General features: G+C 60.3%; 19 protein-coding genes. 7 read left to right on the top strand and 12 right to left on the bottom strand.

All coding sequences use genetic code 11. The features are described 5' to 3' along the window. Positions 1 to 3 precede the first annotated feature (3 nt). From thiC to AC07R0_RS03230, 9 genes are all read right to left on the bottom strand, one after another. A complete protein-coding gene (gene thiC, locus AC07R0_RS03270) occupies positions 4 to 1896 on the bottom strand; it encodes a phosphomethylpyrimidine synthase ThiC (RefSeq protein WP_495103781.1) in 1893 nt (630 codons plus the stop codon). A 236-nt stretch (positions 1897 to 2132) separates the two neighbouring features. Further along, a complete protein-coding gene (gene aceK / locus AC07R0_RS03265; protein ID WP_495103780.1) occupies positions 2133 to 3929 on the bottom strand; it encodes a bifunctional isocitrate dehydrogenase kinase/phosphatase in 1797 nt (598 codons plus the stop codon). Between the two features lie 36 nt (positions 3930 to 3965). Next, complete coding sequence (gene can / locus AC07R0_RS03260; protein WP_495073942.1) at positions 3966 to 4634, bottom strand: carbonate dehydratase; 669 nt, start codon at positions 4632 to 4634, stop codon at positions 3966 to 3968. Positions 4635 to 4728: 94 nt separating this feature from the next. Beyond that, on the bottom strand, positions 4729 to 5193 hold the full coding sequence (locus tag AC07R0_RS03255; RefSeq protein ID WP_495073943.1) for an SgcJ/EcaC family oxidoreductase: 465 nt from the start codon (positions 5191 to 5193) through the stop codon (positions 4729 to 4731). 166 nt (positions 5194 to 5359) lie between these two features. Beyond that, on the bottom strand, positions 5360 to 6067 hold the full coding sequence (locus AC07R0_RS03250) for a response regulator transcription factor (protein WP_495103779.1): 708 nt from the start codon (positions 6065 to 6067) through the stop codon (positions 5360 to 5362). Further along, positions 6048 to 7682 (bottom strand): sensor histidine kinase, encoded by a 1635-nt coding sequence (locus AC07R0_RS03245; RefSeq protein WP_495103778.1) that lies wholly within the window; start codon positions 7680 to 7682, stop codon positions 6048 to 6050. The genes AC07R0_RS03250 and AC07R0_RS03245 overlap by 20 nt, the downstream gene beginning before the upstream one ends. 224 nt (positions 7683 to 7906) lie before the next feature. Then, a complete protein-coding gene (locus AC07R0_RS03240) occupies positions 7907 to 9007 on the bottom strand; it encodes a zinc metalloprotease (RefSeq protein WP_495096956.1) in 1101 nt (366 codons plus the stop codon). Next, positions 8989 to 10149 (bottom strand): hypothetical protein, encoded by a 1161-nt coding sequence (locus AC07R0_RS03235; RefSeq protein ID WP_495103777.1) that lies wholly within the window; start codon positions 10147 to 10149, stop codon positions 8989 to 8991. The genes AC07R0_RS03240 and AC07R0_RS03235 overlap by 19 nt, the downstream gene beginning before the upstream one ends. Positions 10150 to 10185: 36 nt before the next feature. After that, positions 10186 to 10683 (bottom strand): hypothetical protein, encoded by a 498-nt coding sequence (locus AC07R0_RS03230; RefSeq protein ID WP_495096954.1) that lies wholly within the window; start codon positions 10681 to 10683, stop codon positions 10186 to 10188. 253 nt (positions 10684 to 10936) lie between these two features. On the opposite strand from AC07R0_RS03230, the gene AC07R0_RS03225 reads away from it, so the two are divergent. The 3 genes from AC07R0_RS03225 (at position 10937) to AC07R0_RS03215 (ending at position 14611) form a co-directional block, all read left to right on the top strand. Beyond that, a complete protein-coding gene (locus AC07R0_RS03225) occupies positions 10937 to 11410 on the top strand; it encodes a PsiF family protein (RefSeq protein WP_495103776.1) in 474 nt (157 codons plus the stop codon). A 334-nt stretch (positions 11411 to 11744) separates the two neighbouring features. Further along, the gene (locus AC07R0_RS03220; RefSeq protein WP_495103775.1) at positions 11745 to 12404 is read left to right on the top strand and encodes a response regulator; all 660 of its coding nucleotides are present in this window, start codon (positions 11745 to 11747) and stop codon (positions 12402 to 12404) included. Positions 12405 to 12478: 74 nt separating this feature from the next. Then, positions 12479 to 14611 (top strand): ATP-binding response regulator, encoded by a 2133-nt coding sequence (locus AC07R0_RS03215; protein ID WP_495103774.1) that lies wholly within the window; start codon positions 12479 to 12481, stop codon positions 14609 to 14611. An 89-nt stretch (positions 14612 to 14700) separates the two neighbouring features. On the opposite strand, the gene AC07R0_RS03210 is transcribed toward AC07R0_RS03215, so the two are convergent. Then, positions 14701 to 15315, bottom strand: a complete 615-nt coding sequence (locus tag AC07R0_RS03210; RefSeq protein ID WP_495103773.1) for a TetR/AcrR family transcriptional regulator — start codon at positions 15313 to 15315, stop codon at positions 14701 to 14703. A 143-nt stretch (positions 15316 to 15458) separates the two neighbouring features. On the opposite strand from AC07R0_RS03210, the gene AC07R0_RS03205 reads away from it, so the two are divergent. Genes AC07R0_RS03205 through AC07R0_RS03190 form a run of 4 tightly spaced genes read left to right on the top strand, consistent with a single transcriptional unit; the run spans position 15459 to position 21415 of the window. Then, positions 15459 to 16655 (top strand): efflux RND transporter periplasmic adaptor subunit, encoded by a 1197-nt coding sequence (locus AC07R0_RS03205; RefSeq protein WP_495103772.1) that lies wholly within the window; start codon positions 15459 to 15461, stop codon positions 16653 to 16655. A 17-nt stretch (positions 16656 to 16672) separates the two neighbouring features. Further along, positions 16673 to 19822, top strand: a complete 3150-nt coding sequence (locus AC07R0_RS03200) for an efflux RND transporter permease subunit (protein ID WP_495103771.1) — start codon at positions 16673 to 16675, stop codon at positions 19820 to 19822. A 1-nt stretch (position 19823) separates the two neighbouring features. After that, on the top strand, positions 19824 to 21278 hold the full coding sequence (gene adeC / locus AC07R0_RS03195) for an AdeC/AdeK/OprM family multidrug efflux complex outer membrane factor (protein ID WP_495073949.1): 1455 nt from the start codon (positions 19824 to 19826) through the stop codon (positions 21276 to 21278). Next, positions 21275 to 21415, top strand: a complete 141-nt coding sequence (locus tag AC07R0_RS03190; protein ID WP_495103770.1) for a hypothetical protein — start codon at positions 21275 to 21277, stop codon at positions 21413 to 21415. The genes adeC and AC07R0_RS03190 overlap by 4 nt, the downstream gene beginning before the upstream one ends. On the opposite strand, the gene AC07R0_RS03185 is transcribed toward AC07R0_RS03190, so the two are convergent. Next, positions 21412 to 22584 carry an isovaleryl-CoA dehydrogenase gene (locus tag AC07R0_RS03185; RefSeq protein WP_495073951.1) on the bottom strand — a complete coding sequence of 391 codons (1173 nt, stop codon included), beginning with the start codon at positions 22582 to 22584 and terminating at the stop codon, positions 21412 to 21414. The two genes, AC07R0_RS03190 and AC07R0_RS03185, sit on opposite strands and share 4 nt — an antisense overlap. 106 nt (positions 22585 to 22690) lie before the next feature. Further along, a complete protein-coding gene (locus tag AC07R0_RS03180; RefSeq protein WP_495073952.1) occupies positions 22691 to 23098 on the bottom strand; it encodes a MerR family transcriptional regulator in 408 nt (135 codons plus the stop codon). Positions 23099 to 23155: the final 57 nt, after the last annotated feature.

Below are 23155 nucleotides of genomic sequence, written 5' to 3'. Positions count from 1 at the left end.
TGCCTAGGCCTGCTGGATGGGAATCACACCATTCACGGGAACGTAGATCTCCCCGCCACCATTCTTGAACTCTTCCGACTTGTCCTGCATGCCTTGCAGCGCGGCCTCTTCCTCGCTGACGCCGAGGTTCTTGGCGTATTCGCGCACTTCCTGGGTGATCTTCATCGAGCAGAATTTCGGGCCGCACATGGAGCAGAAATGCGCCACCTTGGCAGAGTCCTTGGGCAGGGTTTCGTCGTGGAATTTCTTGGCGGTTTCCGGGTCCAGCGACAGGTTGAACTGGTCCATCCAGCGGAACTCGAAGCGCGCCTTGGAAAGCGCATCGTCGCGGTAGCGCGCACCGGGGTGGCCCTTGGCCACGTCGGCGGCGTGGGCGGCGATCTTGTAGGTGATGATGCCGGTCTTCACGTCGTCGCGGTCAGGCAGGCCCAGATGCTCCTTGGGTGTGACGTAGCACAGCATGGCGGTACCGAACCAGCCGATCATGGCCGCGCCGATGCCGCTGGTGATGTGGTCATAGCCGGGCGCGATGTCGGTGGTCAGCGGGCCGAGTGTGTAGAACGGAGCCTCGTGGCAGTGCTTGAGCTGCTCGGTCATATTGGCCTGCACCATGTGCATGGGCACGTGGCCCGGGCCTTCGATCATCACCTGCACGTCCTGCTCCCAGGCCTTTTGCGTCAGCTCGCCCAGGGTGCGCAGCTCGGCGAACTGGGCTTCGTCATTCGCATCGGCACCGGAGCCCGGGCGCAGGCCGTCACCCAGCGAATAGCTGACGTCGTAGGCCTTGAGGATCTCGGTCATCTCATCGAAATGGGTGTAGATGAAATTCTCTTTGTGGTGGGCGATGCACCACTTGGCCATGATGGAGCCGCCACGCGAGACGATGCCGGTCATGCGGTTGGCCGTGAGGTGGATGAAGGGCAGGCGCACGCCGGCGTGCACGGTGAAGTAGTCCACGCCCTGCTCGGCTTGTTCAATCAGGGTATCGCGGAAGATTTCCCAGGTCAGATCTTCTGCAATGCCGCCGACCTTTTCCAGTGCCTGGTAGATCGGCACGGTGCCGATAGGCACGGGCGAGTTGCGGATGATCCAGTCACGCGTGGTGTGGATGTTCTTGCCGGTAGACAGGTCCATCACCGTGTCGGCGCCCCAGCGGATCGCCCAGACCAGCTTTTCAACTTCTTCTTCGATGCTGGAGGTGACGGCCGAGTTGCCGATATTGGCGTTGATCTTCACCAGGAAGTTGCGGCCGATGGCCATGGGCTCGACTTCGGGGTGGTTGATGTTCAGCGGGATCACCGCGCGGCCACGGGCCACCTCGGAGCGCACGAACTCGGGCGTCACCACCTTGGGGATGCTGGCGCCGAAGCTGTTGCCCGCCAGGCGCTGGTCGCGCTCGGTATTGGCGGCGTACTGCTCCATCCATTCGAGCTTCTGGTTCTCGCGCAGGGCGACGAATTCCATTTCCGGCGTGATGATGCCTTTGCGCGCGTAGTGCATTTGCGACACATTGGCGCCAGCCTTGGCGCGGCGCGGCGTGCGCTGCAGGCCGGCGGCCTGGGCGCGCAGCAGCTGCAGGGCGTCATGTTCCTCACTCTGGCGGCCATCGTCCAACGCCTTGCGGATGCGTGCAGCATAGGTTTCGGTATCAAGGCGCGACTCTATCCAGCCCGCGCGCAGGGCTTGCAGGCCGGCACGCACATCGATCTGGGCATGCGGATCGGTATAGGGGCCGGAGGTGTCATACACCGCCACAGTTTCGCCGTTACTTTGCAGAATCTCACGTACCGGTACACGCAGGTCGGGGCGGCTGCCCTGGATGTAACGCTTGGTGGAGGCTGGCAGGGGGTCGCAGGCGTAGTTGAGTAGCTGGACGAATTTATCGGGCGCGTTCATGGTGGGTTCTCCTTTGGAAGTGGGACCCGAAAGCGCAGCCAGACCGCGCAAACTCCCAAGGAGATGCCCCGCATCGTGGCAGAGGGGGCGTGTAGACGGAGCGCACCCGAAAATTACGGATAGAACGCTGTCGTCAAGCTCTTCTTACGCTGGTATGAACCAGATCAAGTTCGCGGGTTTGGATTCCATCTCAGCGCAGCTAACTGCACACCCCGGGCAGCGCGGAGTGTACGCGATCAGTCGGCCACGGGAAACCGCTTGTCCTGTTCATACGGAAACACGTCGTGCACATGGCCGGCCTGGATGCGCTCCTTGTGGGACTGCCAGAAGCCGGCGTCCAGCAGGTCCGCGTGGTGCTTCATGAAGACTTCACGCACAGCGGGGTTGCCCAGCAGAAACGGGGCAAAGGTCTCGGGGAACACATCCTTGGGGCCCACGCTGTACCAGACCTCACCGCTCATCTCGTCTTCCTCGTTGCGCGGCTCGGGCACTTTACGGAAGTTGCAGTCAGTCAGGTATTCGATCTCGTCGTAGTCGTAGAACACCACCTTGCCGTGGCGCGTCACGCCAAAGTTTTTCCACAGCATGTCGCCCGGAAAGATGTTGGCGGCAACCAGGTCCTTGATGGCGTTGCCATACTCAATCACCACACGCTCGATCTGCGCACGCGCACGTGGGTCGTTCGGCCCTTGGTCAAACGCCTCCTGCAGATAGATGTTCAGCGGGATCATGCGGCGCTCGATGTAGACGTGCTTGAGGATGACCTCCAGCTGGCCGTCGCCATCCCGGTCTCTGATCTCCATCTGGCTGGGGGCGAACTTCTCGATTTCTGCGATCAGGTCGTCCGAGAAGCGGTCGCGCGGAAAGGCCACGCCGCTGTATTCCAACGTGTCGGCCATGCGGCCCACGCGGTCATGGTGCTTCACCAACTGGTACTTGGCCTGGATCTGCTCGCGGCTGGTGTCCTTCTGCGGCGGGTAGTAGTCCTTGATGAGCTTGAACACATAGGGGAACGAGGGCAAATCGAACACCAGCATCACCATGCCCTTGATGCCGGGCGCGATGCGGAACTGGTCGCTGGAGTGGCGTTGGTGCTGCAGCAGGTCGCGGTAGAACAGGGTCTTGCCTTGCTTGGCCAGGCCCAGCGCGTTGTAGATTTCATTGCGCGGCTTGCGCGGCATCATGCTGCGCAGGAACTGCACATAGGCGCTGGGGATTTCCATCTCCACCATGAAGTAGGCGCGCGCAAAGCTGAACAGGCGCAGCATGTCGTCCTCACCGAACAGCGCGGCATCTATCACCAGTTTGCCCTGCGCGTTGTGCAGAATGGGCAAGGCAAACGGCAGTGCGTTGAAGCCGTTGATCACCTTGCCGCACACATACGCACCCTTGTTGCGGAAGAACAAGCCCGACAGCACCTGGAACTGAAAGTTGGCGCGCAGCGTGAACTCGCCCAGGTGCCGCAGCAACGCCTCCAGCACATGGCCGGTGTCGCGTGCCAGGTCGTCGAAGGGGCGGCGCAGCTCAAAGTCCTGCACCATGCGCTGCAGCACCTCGCCCATGGTGTCGCGCGACGGGTAGTAGGCACGCCAGGTGGGACGCTTTTCCGCCGGGTCGTTTTCGATGTACTCGGTGCTGACCGCAGGGCGAACGAAGATGAAGCCGTTATGGAAGTAGCTACGGTGCAGTATCTTGGTGGTGACCGAGTTGAAGAAGGTCTCGGCCAGCTCGGGCTGGTGGTGGTCTACCAGCAGGCCTATGTAGTGCAGCTTGACCTGCGGCCACACCTCCTGGCCCTGCTCTCCCGCCTGGAACTCGCGCTCCAGCCGGGTGCTGCATTCGCGCACGCGCAGGTCGTAGAACTCAATGCGCTCGCGTTGGCCCCGCTGCTGGGCGCGCCAGTCGGCCGTTTCAAACCGGTGCTTGGCCCGCGCCGACTCGGTGCGGAACAAGCGGTAGTGCCGGTTAAAGCCATCCATGATGGCCTTGGCGATACGGTGAGCGAGTGGCGAGTCCAGCCGTTGCGGAAACATGGATTGCTATCGATTAAATAGCTACAAGCGCAGGTATTACTTGCGCTCCGTCAGGAAAACATGGTCCACTGCAGCGCGGTAGGCGGCCTCCAGCTCGTCCACACCACCCACGCTGATGTGCAGGTTTTGCAGCAGGCCGTCGTGGATGCCATACACCCATCCGTGCACCACCACTTTTTGCCCACGGCCCCAGGCGTCCAGCATGACGGTGGACTGGCATACATTCACCACCTGCTCGATGGCATTGAGTTCCACCAGCGCGTCATGGCGGTGTGGCTCGGGAATCGTGTCCAGCAGGCCGCGATGGCGGTCGCGCACGTCCTGGATGTGGCGCAACCAGTTGTCGGCCAGGCCCACGCGCAGGCCGGACAAAGCCGCCGCAACGCCAGAGCAACCGTAATGTCCCACCACGGTAATGTGCTCCACCTTGATCACGTCCACCGCGAACTGCACGGTGGACAAGGCGTTCAGATCGGAATGCACGACCACATTGGCCACGTTGCGGTGCACGAACACCTCGCCCGGCGCCAGGCCCATGATTTCGTTCGCCGGTACGCGGCTGTCGGAGCAGCCGATCCACATGTACTTGGGCTTTTGCTGGGCCTTCAGTCCCGTGAAAAATCCAGGGCGCTGACGCTCCATTTGCTCGGCCCAGGCACGATTGTTGGCGAAGATGTCGGGGATATCAGGGGTAGTCTTGGTCATACCCGCATTTTGCCGTGTGTTGGTTACAGCCCAGGCACAGGGGCGGCCGGACGGCCGGCACGCCCGTCTGCCCCGGGGCCGCCGGCCCTGCTTATCAACCCTTCTTTTCAGGCATCGCAGACGAATGGTGATTGGCGATCAGCCACTGGCCGTTGGTGTACTCGTACACATAGGTGTAGCGGGCATGTACCTTGCCACCGTCCTTGAAGGTAAAAGTGTAGGTGCCCACGTCCTGCGCTACATTGCAGCCTATCTTGATGAAGCGCTTGTCAATCGCGCCTTGCGGCTGGCTCTTCAAGAACTTGACGAAGTAGTCCTGGATGTCGGCCGGCGTGCTGCGCGGCTCGTTGGTCACCGTAGGCAGCAGTACGCCATCGGGTGCGTAGTTGGCCGTAACCTTGGCAGGGTCCAGGGTCTTCAGCGAATCGTTCCAGCGGTCGAACAGGCTGGCCACTTCTTTTTCACTGATGGTCTGGCAGGTCTGGGCACTGGCGGCGCCAGCAGCCAGCAGCGAGGCCAGGGCCACAACAGGAATCAGACGGTTGGAAACGGTAGACATATTTGCACTCTTTCAAAGGTTGGCCCTCGCTACAGCAGCGGGGGGGAAATCCTGCAGCGGAATCCATCTGCTGCAGTGCAACCAGTGTCTGGCGCGGGCATGAACCCTAAGTCGCTTGCTGCGTGAACCGTGGTTAACGCCAAGATGAACAGAAGATGAATCTGTTTTAAGGCAAAGCCTCCAGCCGGTAGCCCAGGCCACGCTGGGTGTGGATCAGTGGCTGGGCCTGGCCGTCGTCGATCTTGCTGCGCAGGCGGCGGATGTAGACGTCCACCACATTGGTCAGCGGGTCCTCGTGCGTGCCCCAAACCGTGGACAGAATGCGTTCGCGGCTGAACAAGCGGCCCGGGGCCGACATCAGCAGCTCCAGCACGGCCAGCTCGCGGGCCGTCAAGGTCACGGGCTGATCCCCCCGGGTGACGCGCATGGCGTCGCGGACCAGCACCAGGTCGCCCACCACCAGGCGCGACGCATTGGTAGGAGCCACGTCGCGCGATCGGCGCATCAGCGCCTCGATGCGGGCCAACAGCTCTTCAAACGCAAAGGGTTTGACTAGGTAGTCGTCAGCTCCCAGGCGCAGGCCGGAGACGCGGTCATCCAGCGAGCCCAGGGCGGTAAGCATCAGTATGGGCAGGGCCACGCCAGCGGCGCGCAGGGTCTGGCAGACCTCCAGTCCCCCCATGCCGGGCAGCATCACGTCCAGCAGCATCACGGCGGGCGTGTCTTCGTCGCGCGACTGCTGGGCCAGCACGCGAGCCTGGGCCAGGCCGTCGGTGCCGTTGCGCGCCAGTTGTACGCGGTAGCCCTCGGCGCGCAGGCCGCGGTCCAGAAAATCAGCGACGCGGGCGTCGTCTTCAACGATCAGTATGTTCATAGGCTTGTTCTGCCAACAGTGGCAGCCACAAGCTTACCGTGGTGCCCTGGCCTGGCTGGCTGTCGATATCGATATGACCGCCGTGCGCATGTGCCAGCATGGCCGCAATCGGCAAGCCCAGGCCCAGGCCGCTGCCATCGGCGCGGTGCAGGCGGGCATTTTCACCGCGAAAGTTGCGCTCGAACACGCGGGGCAGGTCATCGGCGCTGATGCCTATGCCATGGTCGGTTACGTGCAGTTGCCACTGGGCTGCGCCGTTTGCGTCTACCACGGTGCTAGCCCGCACCTGCACCCGGCCCGCAGCATGCGAATAGCGCACGGCGTTGTGCAGCAACAGGGTGAACAGCTGACGCAGGCGCTGTGCATCGCCCAGCAGGCGCCAGCTGGAAGACTCGTCCAGCGAGGCGTACTCCACCTGCACGCGGTGTTCACGGCCCAGGGCTCGGGCCTGCTCCACGGCGTCCTGCAAGGGCCCGGCCACGTCCAGCGGCGTGCGATGCAGAGCCAGCGTGTCAATGTCGTTGCGCGCCATGGTCAGCAGGTCATCGATCACACCGCCGAGTTGCTTGGCCGAGCTCACGATGCGCTGCATGGCCCCTTGGTAATACTCTGCCGGCTTGTCCTGCCCGCGCAAGGCAATATCGGCCTCGCCGCGGATGACCGTGGTGGGCGTACGCAGCTCGTGGCTGATGTCGGCAAACATCTGGCGGCGCCGGGCCTCGAGTTGCCGCAAGGTTTGCAGCGCCTCCTCCAGCTCTGCCGTGCGCGCCTGCACCAAATCCTCTAGCCGCTGGCGGGCCTGCACCTCGCGCTCGCGGTGGTGGGCGATCTCGGCGGCCATGGTATTAACGCGCTGGGCAAAGCGCGAAAACTCGTCGTGCCGGTGGTCGGGAATGCGGTGCTGCAATTCGCCGCGCTGCAGCGCTTCCACACCGTTGCTCAGCTCTTCCAGCGGCTGGCGCAGCGCCCGCGCAAAGTACAGGGCCAGCAGCGCGGCCGCCAGGGCCAGCGAGGTAGCGGCGCCCAGGGCCAGGGTACGCACCAGGGCCAGCGAGCTGTCGGCCGCCGCGCGGTCGCGCGCCACGGCGGCCTTTTCACGTTCGATATTGCGCGCCAACAACGAGCGCAAATCGCGCCCCTGGGACACATCGAACACACGGGTGATCTCGGACCACACCGCCACCGGGTTGGCGTTCAGCGGCTGGGGCTGCACGCTGGCCATGGCGGTGCGCAGCTCATTCAGGCTTTGGTGCAGCACCACCAGGTCTTCCTGGCGCTGGTGGTGTTCCGCCTGCAAAGCATCGTGGTCACCATCCAGGTCGGCGGCCAGCACGGCCATGGCGTCCAGGCGGGCCAGGGTGGCGGCCATGTCGTTCTGCAGTTTTTCACGCAATTGCGGATCTACCGGCGCGCCCAGCAAAGACTGCGACAGCCAGGCGCGCAGGCGCTGCTTGGTGCCATAGAGCTCCAGAAAACCCGCCAGTACGTCGCTGGCGACCCGGCCACGGTAGACCTTGTCACTCGCGGCCTGCAGCGCCCACAAAGACACTCCGCCCTGCAACAGCGCGGCCACAGCCAGCACACCCAGGGCCACGGTAAGACGTTTACGGAACATGCGCCATTATCAGTTTGCGCAACATGAACGACAGATGACAAACCGGTGAACCGGGCATGAACACTACCCAATGGCATCCATTGCCTGCCTGGATGCCATTCAAAACCTGAAATAAAACCAGATACCCTCACCCACGGACGACTGGCCCTACTGCCTTCAAATTGGCTTCACCCAGCAGAAACCGGGTAGAGATACACAACGCACGCTGCGGCAGGTACGCGCCATCATTCCGATACCAACAGCGGACTACGGCGTATTGTCAAAATCTGTTCGGCCACCAGGTGGTCGCCAAAGTTCATCAAATTGTCCTGGTCGGTTTCCAATGCTTGGCCCAGACCGACTTGTGTCTGATAGGCGCCATGCTCAGACCGCACAGCTGGATGCCGCAAACCCAGGATATGGCAAATTTCATGTGCCATTGCAATGCCCGTCGCAACGTCGTCAGATGCCTGAACGACGACGCCAAAGTAAGGGTCTTGCGGGTCTGGGGGGCCAGGCAACCCAAGGCTCTCACCACGTACGCCGCGTGGCAATCGGTCGACAACAAATACCGCCAACCCAGACCCCGGCAGTACGGACCGCCCCAACGCCACCAGATGGGCAAAGTCCCCAAAAGGAGACGCCCAAGGTAGTTCCAACGCATCAAATCGCGAGTATGGAGTGCCCGTCAAAACACGGCTGGCATCCACCTGTAGCTGGATGCCAGCCTGCCCAAGAACCCGATTGGCCACCGTCACGGCGGCACTCATTTCATCCGCCTGTACCTCTTCGGTCATACGGAAAACCCTCAGATGCAGCACGGGATTTTTGATAGATGCAGCGGCTACCACGGTCACTCCAACAGGCTCCAAGCTGCGACTAGACGCGACCTTGAACTTCAGCTCCTGCGGCACGGCTTGAGAGCCCGAAAACGGATACACCAAAGTGAAAGACCCAAGCCTTGCATTTTGCAAGGTATCCGCAGAGACCCCTCCCCACCCACCATCGCCGTAGGCTGAACGCACCCCTGCACTTGCATCTTGGTCGGAGACATCAATCCATTTTTGACCATCAACCTCCAACTGGCTGAGCGCGTACACAGAATACAGGTCGCCCTTGACCCAAATAGTCAAGGAGCGTGCGCCTGCTGGCGATGCCACCCTAATCACCGGCGACACACCTGCGTCATTCAACGCAAACGACCGGGCCTGCCCCGGCAGCAACAGGTCATCCGCATGCCCCTCTTTCCAGCACGCCGTCAAAGCGACTGCAGCGGTGAACGCAACAGCACGGATGACGGCGCAACGAAGCAAGGCCCCGACGTTCATTACTTTGGTTTTTTCCAAACCACCTCACAATAGCCGCCAGTAAACCCACCTTCCACGCCTGCAGCCGCCCCAACCCCGAGGGTAATGGAAGGAATTGGCTGTGTAATATTAGGCACCTTGGTAGATTCATCAAATGGCCAAGTCAGGTCTCCTATCCCCCCCAGTCCATCTCCACCTGCTACCGTAAGACCCAGGTATCCGCCAGCCGCATCTTTTACAGCCCCTGGAGACGCCGACACGAGAATTCCGGCACTGCCTTCTGCCCCCGAGGTGATGCCAGCGAGCCCGCCCTGACAAAGTGAAATACCCAGTCCGCCTTGGGTACCCATAACAAAATTCAATGTGAATTGAGCGCCAAGAGCCAACATTCCAGTGGGAATGACGATTCCATCATCAATCGCAATATCGGGCATCTTGGCCGCAGCCTCGATGTAGACGCCTAAGCCAATAGTCCACTCTTGTGCCAGATGCGGCAGGCGCATGAAATTCTCGCCATTGGAGCCCATGCCCATGCCATTGCGCAACAGGGCCAGATCGCTGGACAACTGGGCGCTGCTGAATTTTCCGCTTTTCACCGAAGCCTGAAAGCGCTCCATGACAGCCTTGCCGTTGACCGACTTCTGAAAATCCTGCGTCGAATGGGCGATACCGGCCGTCATGGGTTTCATCTTGTCGCGCCAAACCTTCATGGCTGCAATGAGTGCCTTACGCGCTGCGTCGTCCAACTCCTTCTTTATGCGCTCTTCCGTTTTTGCCACGCCATTCGTCAGCTTCTGGCTTGTATGTTTCCATTCGCCTTTTGCAGAATCAATACCTCTCTCTCCACCATGCACAATTGCACCACCTGCAATATTTCCACCTTTTTCCGCGCCCTTGAATACGGCGTGCAATTCAGTATCGGACTGTACGATTTGTTTTGCAGCAAGCGTGTCCGTCGTTTTTTGTGCCACGACAACAGCGCCGCCGGTTGCATTACCTGCGTCTACGACTGTCTTCTTTGCATCTTCGTATGTTTTCTTGGTTCCTTCTGTAACGGTTTTTTTGGCTTTGGAAAGCCAATTCGCCGATGCCGAATCAGCCACAGACAAAAGGCCTATTCCCAGCACCAACGGGAGCAGGTGGAATTTAATATTGGTCATTGTGTTGAGTGAGTTTTTCATATGCCGGTGAAATTGCATCAATGGGGTTAACAGCAGTTACTTCAGAATCGATGTGAGTTTCGGATCACTAGACACGTCCGATACAGCATGGTCCGACATGGTGTGGGCGGTCACGAACTCCATCAAAAACCGCTGCTGCTCTTCAGGCAATGCGGCTACGACCTCATCAGAAATGGCATCCAATTTAGGAATGATTTGCTGATCCGTCTCTTCTCGGGCACGTTGGCATGTTGCGTAACGCGACCGCAGGTCATTCTTCAAGCCTGTTTGGATATTTCCTCTCTTGTTTGCATGTGCTTCCAGCACTAACTTTGCGCATGTTTCCAACTTCGGATAAACCCCTTGCATTTGCGTAAGTAGCGCGGCAGGGAATGCCTGTGCAGCCGGCACAGCAGCATCTCCTGTGGCCGCCAGCGCTACGCCACTCTGAGCAGCGAACATCAGCCCAACAAGAGTGAAAGATGAGAGGTGCATAGCTGCACGGGTTTTAGCCGCAGTGCGATATACATTGAGATATAGATGCTTGTTTTTCATGGGTAATACCCTCACAGTTTTGAAAGTTTTTATCTGCACGCAATGACTTCAACGGTATTTGGACGAAGAAACAGAACGCCTTATTCACCATTCGATTGGCCCATACCGTTTTAATCATTGGCGGTCGCAACTTTAGTGGCGTTCTCTCGCCGCGCAGTACATACCTCCGTATGCCCTGAAGCAGACTTACCATACATCTGCGATATCGATAGAAAGCCCGGAGCATTGCAATAAAGCATTCCATGAAAATTGAATGCTTGTCGCTTTTCCGTACTTTTCCTTTTTTAGAAAATCTGTCGATACGTACGAAATAGAAGCCTATTCAGTAACAAAACTTCAAGGATCAAACATGAAAGCAATCATCTCTATCGCAGCAATTGGACTCTGCATGTCTTTCGGATTGGCACATGCAACCGATGCCCCGGCCGCGCAGGCGGATCAGTTGGGCTCTTGCGCCAAAGGCGCAGCGGGCAAACAAGGAGATGAACTGAAGGCCTTCATGAAAGAATGCGCCTCCGCCAAAGTCGCCACCGCGCGGGAGAAAATGGCATCGGTCAAAACACTCCAACAATCCTGCAAGGAGCAAGCCGGCGACAAGGCGGGCCCCGAGCGCATGAAGTTCATGGTCACATGCATGAAGGGCGGTGGTGCCAGTGCCACAACGACTGCTGCAACCACCACCGATACAGCCACGGCCACACCGGCAGCTCCCGCAGCCAGCAATTGATTGAGATTGGGTAGACACAAACCCAATGGCGCGGCATGTCAGCGCCTCGCTCCAGCCGCGTGCGGCCGCCTGCTGAACTCGGGTATGCTGGCCAGTGCCGAATAGGATAGCCAGCGTATGGAGCGCACCAGAAATTGCCTATCCGTTGTATGTATCCCGGCCCCATAAAGCAATTTCTCTGCGCGAATAGCGTTCCCAAGCGGGCAGCATCACCCGGGTCGACGTAACCAACGCGATGGGGACAGCTAGACTTTTGCGCAGCAGCCAGCCGCCCCCAGAAGCCATCAGCGCCCAATCTGCGTTTGAAGCCATAACAGAGAAGCGAGCACCAACCGTGGACCCAGCAGCACTTATCGTCGAAGACCATCCGCTTTACCGTGACGCACTCGTGCGCCTCATGCAGGCCATCATGGATCCATCTTGCGTCTTAGCGGCAACCTCTGTCGAACACGGAATGCGTGTCGCCGCAGGTCGGACCATAAGCGTCATCTTGCTGGACCTGGGACTCCCGGGGATTAACGGCGTGGAGGGAATTCGCGCCTACCAGCGCTCACACCCTGGCGTCCCCATCATGGTGGTTTCGGCATCCGAGGACCGCCAGCAGTCAACCGCCGCACTGCGAGCAGGTGCCAAGATTGTGATGTCAAAAGCTGTTTCTACCGAAGCCATGCAGGAAGCTGTTCTGCGGGTACTAGGCGGACAGGTTGCCACGCCGGAATGGATCACATTCCAGGGGCAGGTATCGGCAAAAAATTCGGACCTTAAAAAACTGACACCACGCCAAACTGCAACGCTGGAGCTTTTGTTGCAAGGACACTCCAATAAGGAAATTGGCCTGCGCCTAGGTCTGGCTGAAATCACAGTCAAGATCCATGTGTCTGCGTTGTTCAAGGTCCTGGGCGTGGTCAATAGAACCCAGGCCGTACTGGCGGCTAGACGTCTGGGCTTATGCATCGAATCTGCAGACCTGCCCACGCCAGGAACGCCTGAATAGGTATGTTTGGGCGGAAGGTTTCCCGTTTTTTTCACAGCGTTATCACGCGCGTCATTGCCACGAGCATTGTGGTTGTGACTGTAGGATCTTTTCTCAAGTTCAACATACTGTCCTCGTATTTCCAGGATGAACTGGAACTCTCGGCTATTGGCCATCAGATTGACACATCAAAGGCAATTGCCCAGCAAATAGAGAATGACCTGGCATTGAGACAGCAAGCATTGGAGCGTATTGCGCAACAAGTGGCCACGGGCCATTTCGTACAAAACAAAATTGCGCAGCGCTGGCTGAATGAGCACTCGGATCTCGCCTTGCTTTTCCCGCTCGGCATGGCCATCGAACAAAGCGACCGGGGCACGCTGGCGATGTATCCATCGGAGTCGATGAAGTTTCAAGCCTTGAAATCGAATGCGGCAAACACCGCCCAAGTCGGCTACATGGGCAATCAGCTCGTGCTCTCCATCGCTGTGCCGCTGTTTTCTGTCGGTGCTGACCACACGATGCTGCGCGGGGTTTTCCCGTTGCCCAGACCTGCCACGTTGGCCCCCTCCGCCAAGGCAGACGGCGATAGCCCCAGCTACCATGTCGCGCTGATATTTCCAGCCGAGCAGGTGTTTTCTGACTCGTCAAATGGCGTGCAAACGACAGGCCAACGACCTTCTACGGCGGCTAACCCCGTGCTTGGCCAATCGCTGGTCGCCGCCGATGGCTCAGGAGTTGTAGTAAATGGAAAAGGTCAAAGGGAAACTACCGCATTTATCCGCATGCCTTCGACAGGGTGGTATGTGTTGGTGCATCGTCCACTGGAGCGCGCTGTCAATGCGTCCGACCATCTTCGGACTTTTGTTTATAAAGTAGCACCCTTTATTGCATTCATATACTTAGCTATTGCCTCCCTTGGTTTGTGCTATTTTTTGTACCCCTTGGCACGCGTTGCTCGCCATGCGGACCGCATGGCCCGAGGCGAGATTCCGCTAGAACCATTGCCTGTACTCAGCCAGGACGAGGTGGGGGACTTGACTGCTGCTTTCAATCGGTTGTTGGCGCGCCTGGCTAGCCAAACCACCGATCTGGAAGCCCAGAAGGAATTGGCGGAAGCCGCAGGGCAAGCAAAGACTCGGTTCTTGGCTGCGGCCAGCCACGATTTGCGTCAACCCATGCATGCCATGAATCTGTATCTCGGCACGCTGAATTCACTGCCGATGTCCCAAGCTGCAAATGATTTGGTCGCTCAAATTCGCCAATGCGCGCAGTCGATGGACGATATGTTCAGCTCTCTATTAGATATATCCAAGCTCGACACACATCTAATGCAAGCGGATCTTCAAGTATTTCCAGTTGCAACGATTCTTGAGATGATTCAATCAGAGTTCATGGTTCAGGCTGAACAAAAGGGCTTGGTGCTGACCGTCAAACCTTGCGCAGCACTGGTTTACAGCGACCCGGAAATATTGCTGCGCATCCTTAGAAACCTCGTCAGCAATGCAGTGCGCTATACCGAAAATGGAAGAATTCTGGTCGCCTGCAGACAGCGCTCTGCCGAACTCCAACTATCAGTCTGCGATACGGGGCCGGGAATTGCGGCAGCACAACAGACTCTGGTATTTGAAGAGTTTTATCAAGTGGACAACCCCGAAAGAGACCGCTCACAGGGTTTGGGTTTAGGACTTGCCATCGTGCAGCGTTTGGCGCGGCTCCTGAGCTCCCCCATCCAACTCAGATCCGTGTTGGGACACGGCTCAAGCTTCTCGCTCCATTTGCCGCTGATCAGCGCGACGGATAGGCGTACACATTTGCGGCATGGGTTCGCGCGCCACTATGGGCGCTCGCTTACGAACGCCTTCGTGGTGATCTTGGACGATGAGGAAATGGTACTCGACGCAACTCGCATGCTGCTGGAGCAATGGGGCTGCATTGTCATAGCGGCGGAGTCCGGCGACGCCATGATAAAGAAGTTGGAGTCCGTCAATCGCCCACCAGATGCCATCATTTGTGACCACCGACTAAGAGGGGCAGAAACGGGGGGTGACGTCATCACAGCACTCCGTGCCGAGTTCAACCTGGAGATTCCCGCCTTGCTGGTCACCGGAGATACCTCTCCGGAAAAAATTTCTGGCATGGCCGCAACCGGCATCAGAGTACTGTTCAAACCACTGCAAGACCATGCTTTGAAAGAATCGTTGTCTGATTTGCTTTTTCCTGGCTAAGTCAACCCATCTAAAAATTTAGATCAAATCGACTCTCAGCGCAGCAATTGCCTACGCAAGACGCTATCAATTTAAAAGCGCACTCAATATCACACCTGGGCCGCATAGGCCCGCATGAACACCTCCACGGCCCGGGCCACCGCCTGTTGAAGAAATGCAGGAGAGTCGTCTACCGGCACGCCGAACAGTCGCTGGGGCTCGATCTCTGAGGGCCATAACGCCAGCAAATGGGAGGCCGCCACCCGTGTATCCATGGGCCGCAGCCAACCGCTATCTACGGCCTTCTGCAAAAAATCGGAGATCAAATCCAGCCCTTTGGCGGGGCCAATGTCATAAAAATGCAGCCCCATGTCCGACTGCCCCGACTCGGCGATCACCATGCGTTCGCGGGCAATCGTGTCGGGCGACAGCAAAAATGGCAGCACCGCCTGTCCAAACTCGCGCAAGCGCTGCGCCACCTCCTCTTCGCTACGTGCGGGTGCCAGCGCTACAAAGGAGTCTCCAAAATGCTGGCGCGCAGCGTTGTTCGCCACCTCCAGAAACAGGTCTTTCTTGGACGGGAAATAACGGTACAGCGTGGCCTTGGAGCCGCCCACCCGGGCCGATATCTCGGCCATGGAAGCCCGCTCGTAGCCCACCTCGGCAAACACCTGGGACGCCAGGGCCAATATTTCTTCGCGTTTAGCAGGGCTCAGAACTCGCATGGGAAAGATGTCTCCATATGCCCCTATTTTTTTACGGGGGCTTTACTTACATGTTTTGACATTTTGATTGTACCCACATAAGATTAAAACGATACGGTACAGTACCGTTTTATTAAAAACCTGCAATCCCAAGGAGTTTTCCCATGCGCTTCACCTATGTCCCCCATGCCGTGGCCCTGGCCGGCACCGTGCTGCTCAGCGCCTGCGGAAAGCCCCCCATGGGCGGACCACCGCCCTCGCTGGCCACCCCCGAAGTCGGCACCATCACCGTACAAACCCAAAAACTGGCCCTGACCACCGAGCTGCCAGGGCGCACCGTGCCCTACCAGATCGCCGAAGTGCGGCCCCAGGTGAACGGCATCGTGAAGGAGCGCAAGTTCCGTGAAGGTAGCGATGTGAAAGCCGGCGAGGCGCTCTACCAGATCGACCCCGCCACCTACAAGGCCAGCTACGACAGCAATGTGGCCGCCCTGGCCAAGGCCCAGGCCAATCTACAGACCACCCGCCTCAAGGCCGAGCGCTACAAGGAGCTGGTGGCCATCAAGGCGGTCAGCCAACAGGACTACGACGACGCCGCCGCATCGCTGGCCCAGGGCGAGGCCGATGTGGCCGCCGCCAAGGCGAATGTGGAAACCAGCCGCATCAACCTGGCTTATGCGCGGGTGGACTCCCCCATCTCTGGCCGTATCGGCCGCTCCAGCGTGACCGCCGGCGCCCTGGTGACCGCCAGCCAAGCCACCGCACTGGCCACGGTGCAGCAGCTGGACCCGATCTATGTGGACGTAACCCAGCCCAGCGCCTCCCTGCTGCGCCTGAAGCAAGCCATGGCCCGGGGCGATCTGCAAAAAAGCGGCGCCAACGCCGCCAAGGTCAAGCTGGTGCTGGAAGACGGCAGCAGCTACCCCATCGAAGGCAAGCTGCAGTTCTCCGATGTAACGGTGGACCAGAACACCGGCTCCATCACGCTGCGCGCCGTGTTCCCCAACCCGCGCGCCGAATTGCTGCCCGGCATGTATGTGCGCGCCGTACTGGAAGAAGGCACTTTGGACCAAGGCGTGCTGGTGCCCCAGCCCGCTGTGTCGCGTGACAGCACCGGAAAACCCATTGCCTACGTGGTGGGCTCGGACCAAAAGCTGCAACGCCGTGTGCTGGAAACCGACCGCACCATTGGTGACCAATGGCTGGTGCGCAGCGGCCTGAAGGCCGGCGACCAACTGGTCGTGGACGGCCAGTTGCACATCACACCCGGCGTATCCGTGAAGAGCGTGCCCTGGGTCGCCAAGCAGGCGGCAAGCGCGCCAGCTACGGCATCCACCACCGCCAAATTGGCTTCGAACTGATAGCAGCAGAGACCACCATGGCACGTTTTTTTATTGACCGCCCCATCTTCGCCTGGGTGCTAGCCATCATCGTGATGCTGGCAGGCATCTTGTCGATCAACACCCTACCCATCGCGCAGTACCCCAGCATCGCACCGCCGGCTGTCGCGATTACCGCCAACTACCCCGGTGCATCGGCCAAGACACTGGAAGACACCGTCACCCAGGTCATCGAACAGAAGATGAAGGGACTGGACCGGCTGAGCTATATGGCCTCGACCAGCGAATCCTCCGGCTCGGTCACCATTACGCTGACATTTGAGAACGGTACCAACCCCGATACAGCACAGGTGCAGGTACAGAACAAGCTGGCCTTGGCCACGCCTTTGCTGCCGCAAGAAGTGCAGCAGCAGGGCGTGCAGGTCACCAAGTCGGCCAGCAACTTTCTGAACATCCTGGCCTTCACGTCGGAAGACGGCAGCATGGATGGAGCCGACCTGTCGGACTACGTGGGCGCCAATGTGCAAGAGCCGCTGAGCCGCGTCGAAGGCGTGGGTGACACCACCCTGTTTGGCGCGCAATACGCCATGCGTGTCTGGCTGGACCCCAACAAGCTGAACAGCTTCAGCCTGACGCCGCTGGACGTCAAGACCGCCATCCAGGCGCAGAACGCCCAGGTATCCGCAGGCCAATTGGGTGGCCTGCCAGCCACGAGCGACCAACAGCTGAACGCCACCATCACGGCCCAAACACGGCTCAAGACCGTCGATGAATTTGGTGACATCCTGCTGCGCACGCAGTCGGATGGCTCCCAGGTGCGGCTGCGCGATGTCGCCCGTATCGAGTTGGGTGGTGAAAGCTACAACGTCACGGCCCGCTACAACGGCAAACCCGCTGCGGGCTTGGCCCTGAAGCTGGCCACGGGCGCGAATGCGCTGGACACGGTGCGTGGCATCGACGCGCGGCTGACGGAGCTGGAAAAGTTCTTCCCCCAAGGCATGAAGGTCCAGAAGCCATACGACACCACGCCCTTTGTGCGGATCTCCATCGAAGAGGTAGTGCGCACGCTGGTGGAAGCCGTGGCCCTGGTGTTTCTAGTCATGTACCTGTTCATGCAGAACTTCCGTGCCACGCTGATCCCCACCATTGCCGTACCGGTGGTGCTGCTAGGCACCTTCGGCGTGCTGGCCGCCTTCGGCTACAGCATCAACACGCTAACCATGTTCGCCATGGTGCTGGCCATCGGCCTGCTGGTCGATGACGCCATCGTGGTGGTGGAAAACGTGGAGCGGGTGATGACCGAAGAAGGCCTGTCACCCAAAGAAGCCACGCGCAAATCCATGGGGCAAATTACTGGCGCGCTGGTGGGTATCGCCCTGGTGCTGGCAGCCGTGTTTGTGCCCATGGCGTTTTTCAGCGGCTCCACCGGTGTGATCTACCGCCAGTTCTCCATCACCATCGTGTCGGCCATGACACTCTCGGTGCTCACCGCGATGGTGCTCACCCCCGCGCTGTGTGCAACGTTGCTCAAGCCGGTAGAGAAAGGCCATGCGCTGACCACCACGGGATTCTTTGGCTGGTTCAACCGCAACTTCGACCGCAGCAACCGCCGCTACCAAGGCGTGGTGCGGCACATGATCAGCAAAGGCTGGCGCTACATGCTCGCCTATGCGGTAATCGTGGGCCTGGTGGTATTTGGCTTCCTCAAACTGCCGGTAGGTTTCTTGCCTGACGAAGACCAAGGCACCTTGTTCGGCCTGGTCCAGCTGCCACCCAGCGCCCCGCAATCGCGCACGCTGGAAGTGATGAAACAGGTGGAACACCACTTCCTGGAAGACCAAAAGGAGGCGGTCCAGGGCCTGTTCACCGTAGCGGGCTTCAGCTTCGCCGGCAGCGGGCAAAACTCGGGCCTGGTTTTCGTGCGGCTCAAGTCCTGGGACGAGCGCGCCAGTGAAGCACTGAGCGTCAACGGCGTCGCCGCCAAGGCGGGTGCATTTTTTGCCACCATCCGCGATGCCAAGGTTTTCGCCTTCGCACCGCCGGCGGTATCGGAGCTCGGCAACGCCACTGGCTTTGACCTGATGCTGCAAGACCGGGCCAACCTTGGCCACGCAGCCCTGATGCAAGCCCGCAACCAATTGCTGGGCATTCTGTCCCAGGACAAGCGACTGGTCGCGGTGCGCCCGAATGGCATGGAAGACACCCCCGAATTCCGGCTCGACATCGATCCACACAAGGTCGGCGCGCTGGGTCTGAGCATGAGCGACGTAAACAACACCTTTTCTGCGGCCTGGGGCAGCAGCTATGTGAATGACTTCATCGACAAGGGCCGCGTGAAGAAGGTGATGCTGCAAGCCGACGCACCCTACCGCATGCGCCCCGAAGACATCGACAAATGGCAGGTGCGCAACAGCGCCGGCACGATGGTGCCGTTCACCGCGTTTTCCACGGCCAGCTGGACCTCCGGGTCGCCGCGCCTGGAGCGCTACAACGGCGTTCCCTCGGTGGAAATCATGGGCATGGCCATGCCAGGCGCCGCTTCCAGCGGTGAGGCCCTGGCCATCGTCGAGCAAGCGGTGGCGCAGCTGCCACCCGGCATAGGCTATGAATGGACCGGGCTGTCGCGGCAGGAAAAAGCATCCAGCGGCCAGACCGGCATGCTGTACGCGCTGTCCATCCTGATCGTGTTCCTGTGTCTGGCCGCACTGTACGAGAGCTGGGCCATTCCGTTCTCGGTGTTGCTGGTGGTGCCGCTGGGCGTATTTGGCACGCTGCTGGGCGCCATCCTGACCTGGAAAATGAACGACGTGTACTTCCAGGTCGGTCTGCTGACCACCATCGGCTTGGCATCGAAGAACGCCATTCTGATCGTGGAGTTCGCCAAAGAACTGCACGAGCAAGGCAAGAGCCTGATGGAGTCGGCCTTGCAAGCCGCACACATGCGTTTGCGCCCCATCTTGATGACCTCGCTGGCCTTCATTCTGGGCGTGTTGCCCCTGGTGCTGGGTAGCGGAGCCGGTTCAGGCGCACAACATGCCCTGGGCACGGCTGTGATCGGCGGCATGCTGTCCGGCACCATCCTGGCCATCTTCTTTGTGCCGCTGTTCTTTGTTTTGGTGGTTGGGCTGTTCAAAGCCAAGCCGGCAACACCAGTGCCGCATGCCACTACCGTTACCGAAGGTGTTTGATATGTCCCGTTTTTTATTGACTCCACTGGCACTGGCCGCCCTGCTCTCGGGCTGCAGCCTGATGCCCACCTACCAGCAGCCCGCAGCCCCGGTACCGGCGGCCTTCGCGGGCGACACCGGCGGCAGCACCAGCAGCGCCGTGGCCGACCTGGGCTGGCGCGATGTGTTCACCGACCCGGCGCTGCGCCGCGTGATCGAGCTGAGCCTGGCCAATAACCGCGATCTGCGTGTCGCCGTGCTCAACATTGAAAAGGCCCGCGCGCAGTACGGTGTGCAGAACGCAGCCCTGTTCCCCACCGTGAATGCTAGCGGCAGCGGCTCGGGCAGCCGCACACCAGCCGATCTGTCCTCCACCGGTCAGGCCGCGGTGTCGCACCAGTACAGCGCCACGCTGGGCTTCAGCGCCTACGAACTGGACCTGTTCGGCCGCGTGCGTAGCTTGAATGCGCAGGCGCTGGAGCAGTTCCTGGCCACCGCCGATGCGCGGCGCAGCAGCCAGATCAGCCTGATTGCCGAAGTGGCCACCAGCTACCTGACGCTGGCAGCCGACCAAGACCGGCTGAAGCTGGCCCGCGACACCCTGGCCAGCCAGAACGACTCGTACCGCCTGAACCAGCGCAGCTACGAGCTGGGCGTGGCATCGGCCCTGACGCTGCGGCAGGCGCAAACCAGCGTGGACTCTGCCCGTGTGGACGTGGAGCGCTACACCGCCCAGGTGGCCCAGGACCGCAATGCCCTGGTGCTGCTGGTAGGCGCCGATGTGCCGGCCGAGTTGCTACCGCAAACCCTGCCCGATGGCAACAGTGCTGCATCCAGCCCGCTGGCCAGCATCGCGCCCGGCCTACCATCAGACCTGCTGCAGCGCCGGCCGGACATTCTGCAGGCCGAACGCACGCTGAAAGCTGCCAACGCCAATATCGGTGCGGCGCGCGCCGCCTTCTACCCCAGCATCAGTTTGACGGCGTCGGCGGGCAGCTCCAGTTCCAGCCTATCGGGCCTTTTCAAGGGTGGGTCGGGCAGCTGGAGCTTCGTGCCGCAGATCTCGCTGCCGATCTTTGATGCCGGCGCGAACCAGGCCAACCTGGACGTCGCCACCGTCAGCCGCGACATCAACGTAGCCCAGTATGAAAAGGCCATACAAACCGCCTTCCAGGAGGTGTCCGATGCGCTGGCCCAACGCAGCACGCTGGGCCGTCAGCTGGAAGCGCAGCAGTCGCTGGTGGACGCCACGGCGGACAGCCTGCAGCTGTCGGACGCCCGCTTCAAGCGCGGCGTGGACAGCTACCTGGGCGTGCTGGACGCGCAGCGTTCGCTCTACACCGCGCAGCAAAACCTGATCAGCACCCAGCTGTCACGGCTGACCAATCTGATCACCTTCTACAAGGTGCTGGGCGGCGGGTGGGTGGAAACCACGCAGAACACGGCCAACAGCAGCGCAACAGGACCCAAAACATGACACCCCACGTCCGCAATTCCGTAGGCCGCATGGGCCTGCGTGCCGTCACAGCCCTGTGCCTGCTGTCCAGCCTGTCCGCCTGCGTGCTGCCACCACCTCCACCGCCACCCGTGGTGCTGTTGCCACTACCGCGCTAGCGGGTTTCGGCAAACAACTCGCGGCCGATCAGCATGCGGCGGATCTCGCTGGTGCCGGCGCCAATCTCGTAAAGCTTGGCATCGCGCCACAAACGGCCCAGCGGGTAATCCAGCGTGTAGCCGTTGCCACCAAAGATCTGCACGCCCTCGCCGGCCATCCAGGTGGCTTTCTCGGCACACCACAGGATGACGGACGCACAGTCCTTGCGCACCTGGCGCACATGCTCCGGGCCCAGCGCGTCCAGGTTCTTGCCCACGGTATAGGCGAAGGCCCGGGCCGCCTGCAAGGTGGTGTACATATCGGCCATCTTGGCCTGGATGAGCTGAAACTCGCCGATGCTCTGGCCGAACTGCTTACGTTCGTGCACATAGGGCAGCACGTTGTCCAGCACCGCCTGCATGATGCCTATGGGCCCTGCGGCCAGCACGGCGCGCTCGTAGTCCAGGCCACTCATCAGCACCTTGCTGCCCTGGTTCAGGCCACCCAGGATGTGGCTGGCCGGCACCACCACGTTGTTGAATACCAGCTCGCCGGTATGGCTGCCGCGCATGCCCAGCTTGTTGAGCTTTTGCGCCACTGAAAAACCAGGCATGCTCTTCTCGACCAGGAAGGCGGTAACACCGCGCGGCCCCGGTGCGGTGCGCGCATAAACCACCAACACGTCGGCGTCCGGTCCGTTGGTGATCCACATCTTGTGGCCGTTCAGCAGATAGTGGTCGCCTTGGGCCTCGGCCTTGAGCTGCATGGACAGCACGTCACTACCCGCCCCGGTCTCGCTCATGGCCAGCGCGCCTACATGCTCGCCGCTGATCAGCTTGGGCAGGTATTTTTCGCGCTGCGCGTCCGTGCCGTTGCGCTTGATCTGGTTCACACACAGGTTGCTGTGCGCGCCATAGCTCAGGCCAACCGAGGCGCTGGCGCGGCTGACCTCCTCCATCGCCACCATGTGCGCCAGATAACCCATGTCGGCACCTCCATAGGCCTCCGGTGCGGTAATGCCCAGCACGCCCAGGTCGCCCATCTTGCGCCACAGGTCCATGGGGAACTGGTCGTGGGCGTCGATATCGGCGGCGCGCGGGGCGATCTGGTCCTGGGCGAAGCTGCGTACGGCATCGCGTAGCGCATCAATATCCGCGCCGAGTTGAAAGTCGAGTCCGGGAAGTTGCATGCGGGGTCTCCTGTGTTTATGTACGCCATGCTGGCTCGTGGCCATTTGACGTTGACGTCAACGTAAAGCATAAGCCGCTACGCAGCGCCGCACAACCCCGGGAAAGCTAGCGTGACTTGCCGCGCTTCTCGCTTTTAGCCAGCAAGGCCTGCGCATCCACCTCATGCGCCTTGACCTCTTGCAGATTGGCCTGCAGTTCGGCCAGCTGATCTTCCAGCTGCTGGCGGTGCGTAGCCAGCACAGCCAGAAACTTGCGCAGCTGCGGCGCTGTGTCGCGCGGGCTGTCGTACATGTCGATGATGTCCTTGGCCTCCGTCAGGCTCAGGCCCAGGCGCTTGGCACGCAGGGTCAGCTTGAGCCGAGCACGGTCACGGGTGCTGTAGACGCGGGTGCGGCCGCCCGGGCCGGTACGCTCAGGTTGCAACAGGCCCATGTCTTCATAGAAGCGCATGGCGCGGGTCGTCAGGTCGAATTCCTGGGCCAGATCGCTGATGGTGTAGGTAATGGTCGCCATGGTGTCGCAAATGAGGGGGCCGTCTAGAATGACGTTGACGTGAACGTCAATTATGGT

Source organism: Rhodoferax sp. GW821-FHT07F03 (assembly GCF_059418745.1).
The sequence above is the reverse complement of the archived record's forward strand: the minus strand, read 5'-3'. Positions and strand labels throughout refer to the sequence as shown.

Coding starts and splice junctions, on each gene's coding strand:
- thiC (WP_495103781.1), bottom strand. CDS start 1,896: ATGAACGCGCCCGATAAATTCGTCCAGCTACTCAACTACGCCTGCGAC.
- aceK (WP_495103780.1), bottom strand. CDS start 3,929: ATGTTTCCGCAACGGCTGGACTCGCCACTCGCTCACCGTATCGCCAAG.
- can (WP_495073942.1), bottom strand. CDS start 4,634: ATGACCAAGACTACCCCTGATATCCCCGACATCTTCGCCAACAATCGT.
- AC07R0_RS03255 (WP_495073943.1), bottom strand. CDS start 5,193: ATGTCTACCGTTTCCAACCGTCTGATTCCTGTTGTGGCCCTGGCCTCG.
- AC07R0_RS03250 (WP_495103779.1), bottom strand. CDS start 6,067: ATGAACATACTGATCGTTGAAGACGACGCCCGCGTCGCTGATTTTCTG.
- AC07R0_RS03245 (WP_495103778.1), bottom strand. CDS start 7,682: ATGTTCCGTAAACGTCTTACCGTGGCCCTGGGTGTGCTGGCTGTGGCC.
- AC07R0_RS03235 (WP_495103777.1), bottom strand. CDS start 10,149: ATGAAAAACTCACTCAACACAATGACCAATATTAAATTCCACCTGCTC.
- AC07R0_RS03230 (WP_495096954.1), bottom strand. CDS start 10,683: ATGAAAAACAAGCATCTATATCTCAATGTATATCGCACTGCGGCTAAA.
- AC07R0_RS03225 (WP_495103776.1), top strand. CDS start 10,937: ATGCTTGTCGCTTTTCCGTACTTTTCCTTTTTTAGAAAATCTGTCGAT.
- AC07R0_RS03210 (WP_495103773.1), bottom strand. CDS start 15,315: ATGCGAGTTCTGAGCCCTGCTAAACGCGAAGAAATATTGGCCCTGGCG.
- AC07R0_RS03205 (WP_495103772.1), top strand. CDS start 15,459: ATGCGCTTCACCTATGTCCCCCATGCCGTGGCCCTGGCCGGCACCGTG.
- AC07R0_RS03200 (WP_495103771.1), top strand. CDS start 16,673: ATGGCACGTTTTTTTATTGACCGCCCCATCTTCGCCTGGGTGCTAGCC.
- adeC (WP_495073949.1), top strand. CDS start 19,824: ATGTCCCGTTTTTTATTGACTCCACTGGCACTGGCCGCCCTGCTCTCG.
- AC07R0_RS03190 (WP_495103770.1), top strand. CDS start 21,275: ATGACACCCCACGTCCGCAATTCCGTAGGCCGCATGGGCCTGCGTGCC.
- AC07R0_RS03185 (WP_495073951.1), bottom strand. CDS start 22,584: ATGCAACTTCCCGGACTCGACTTTCAACTCGGCGCGGATATTGATGCG.
- AC07R0_RS03180 (WP_495073952.1), bottom strand. CDS start 23,098: ATGGCGACCATTACCTACACCATCAGCGATCTGGCCCAGGAATTCGAC.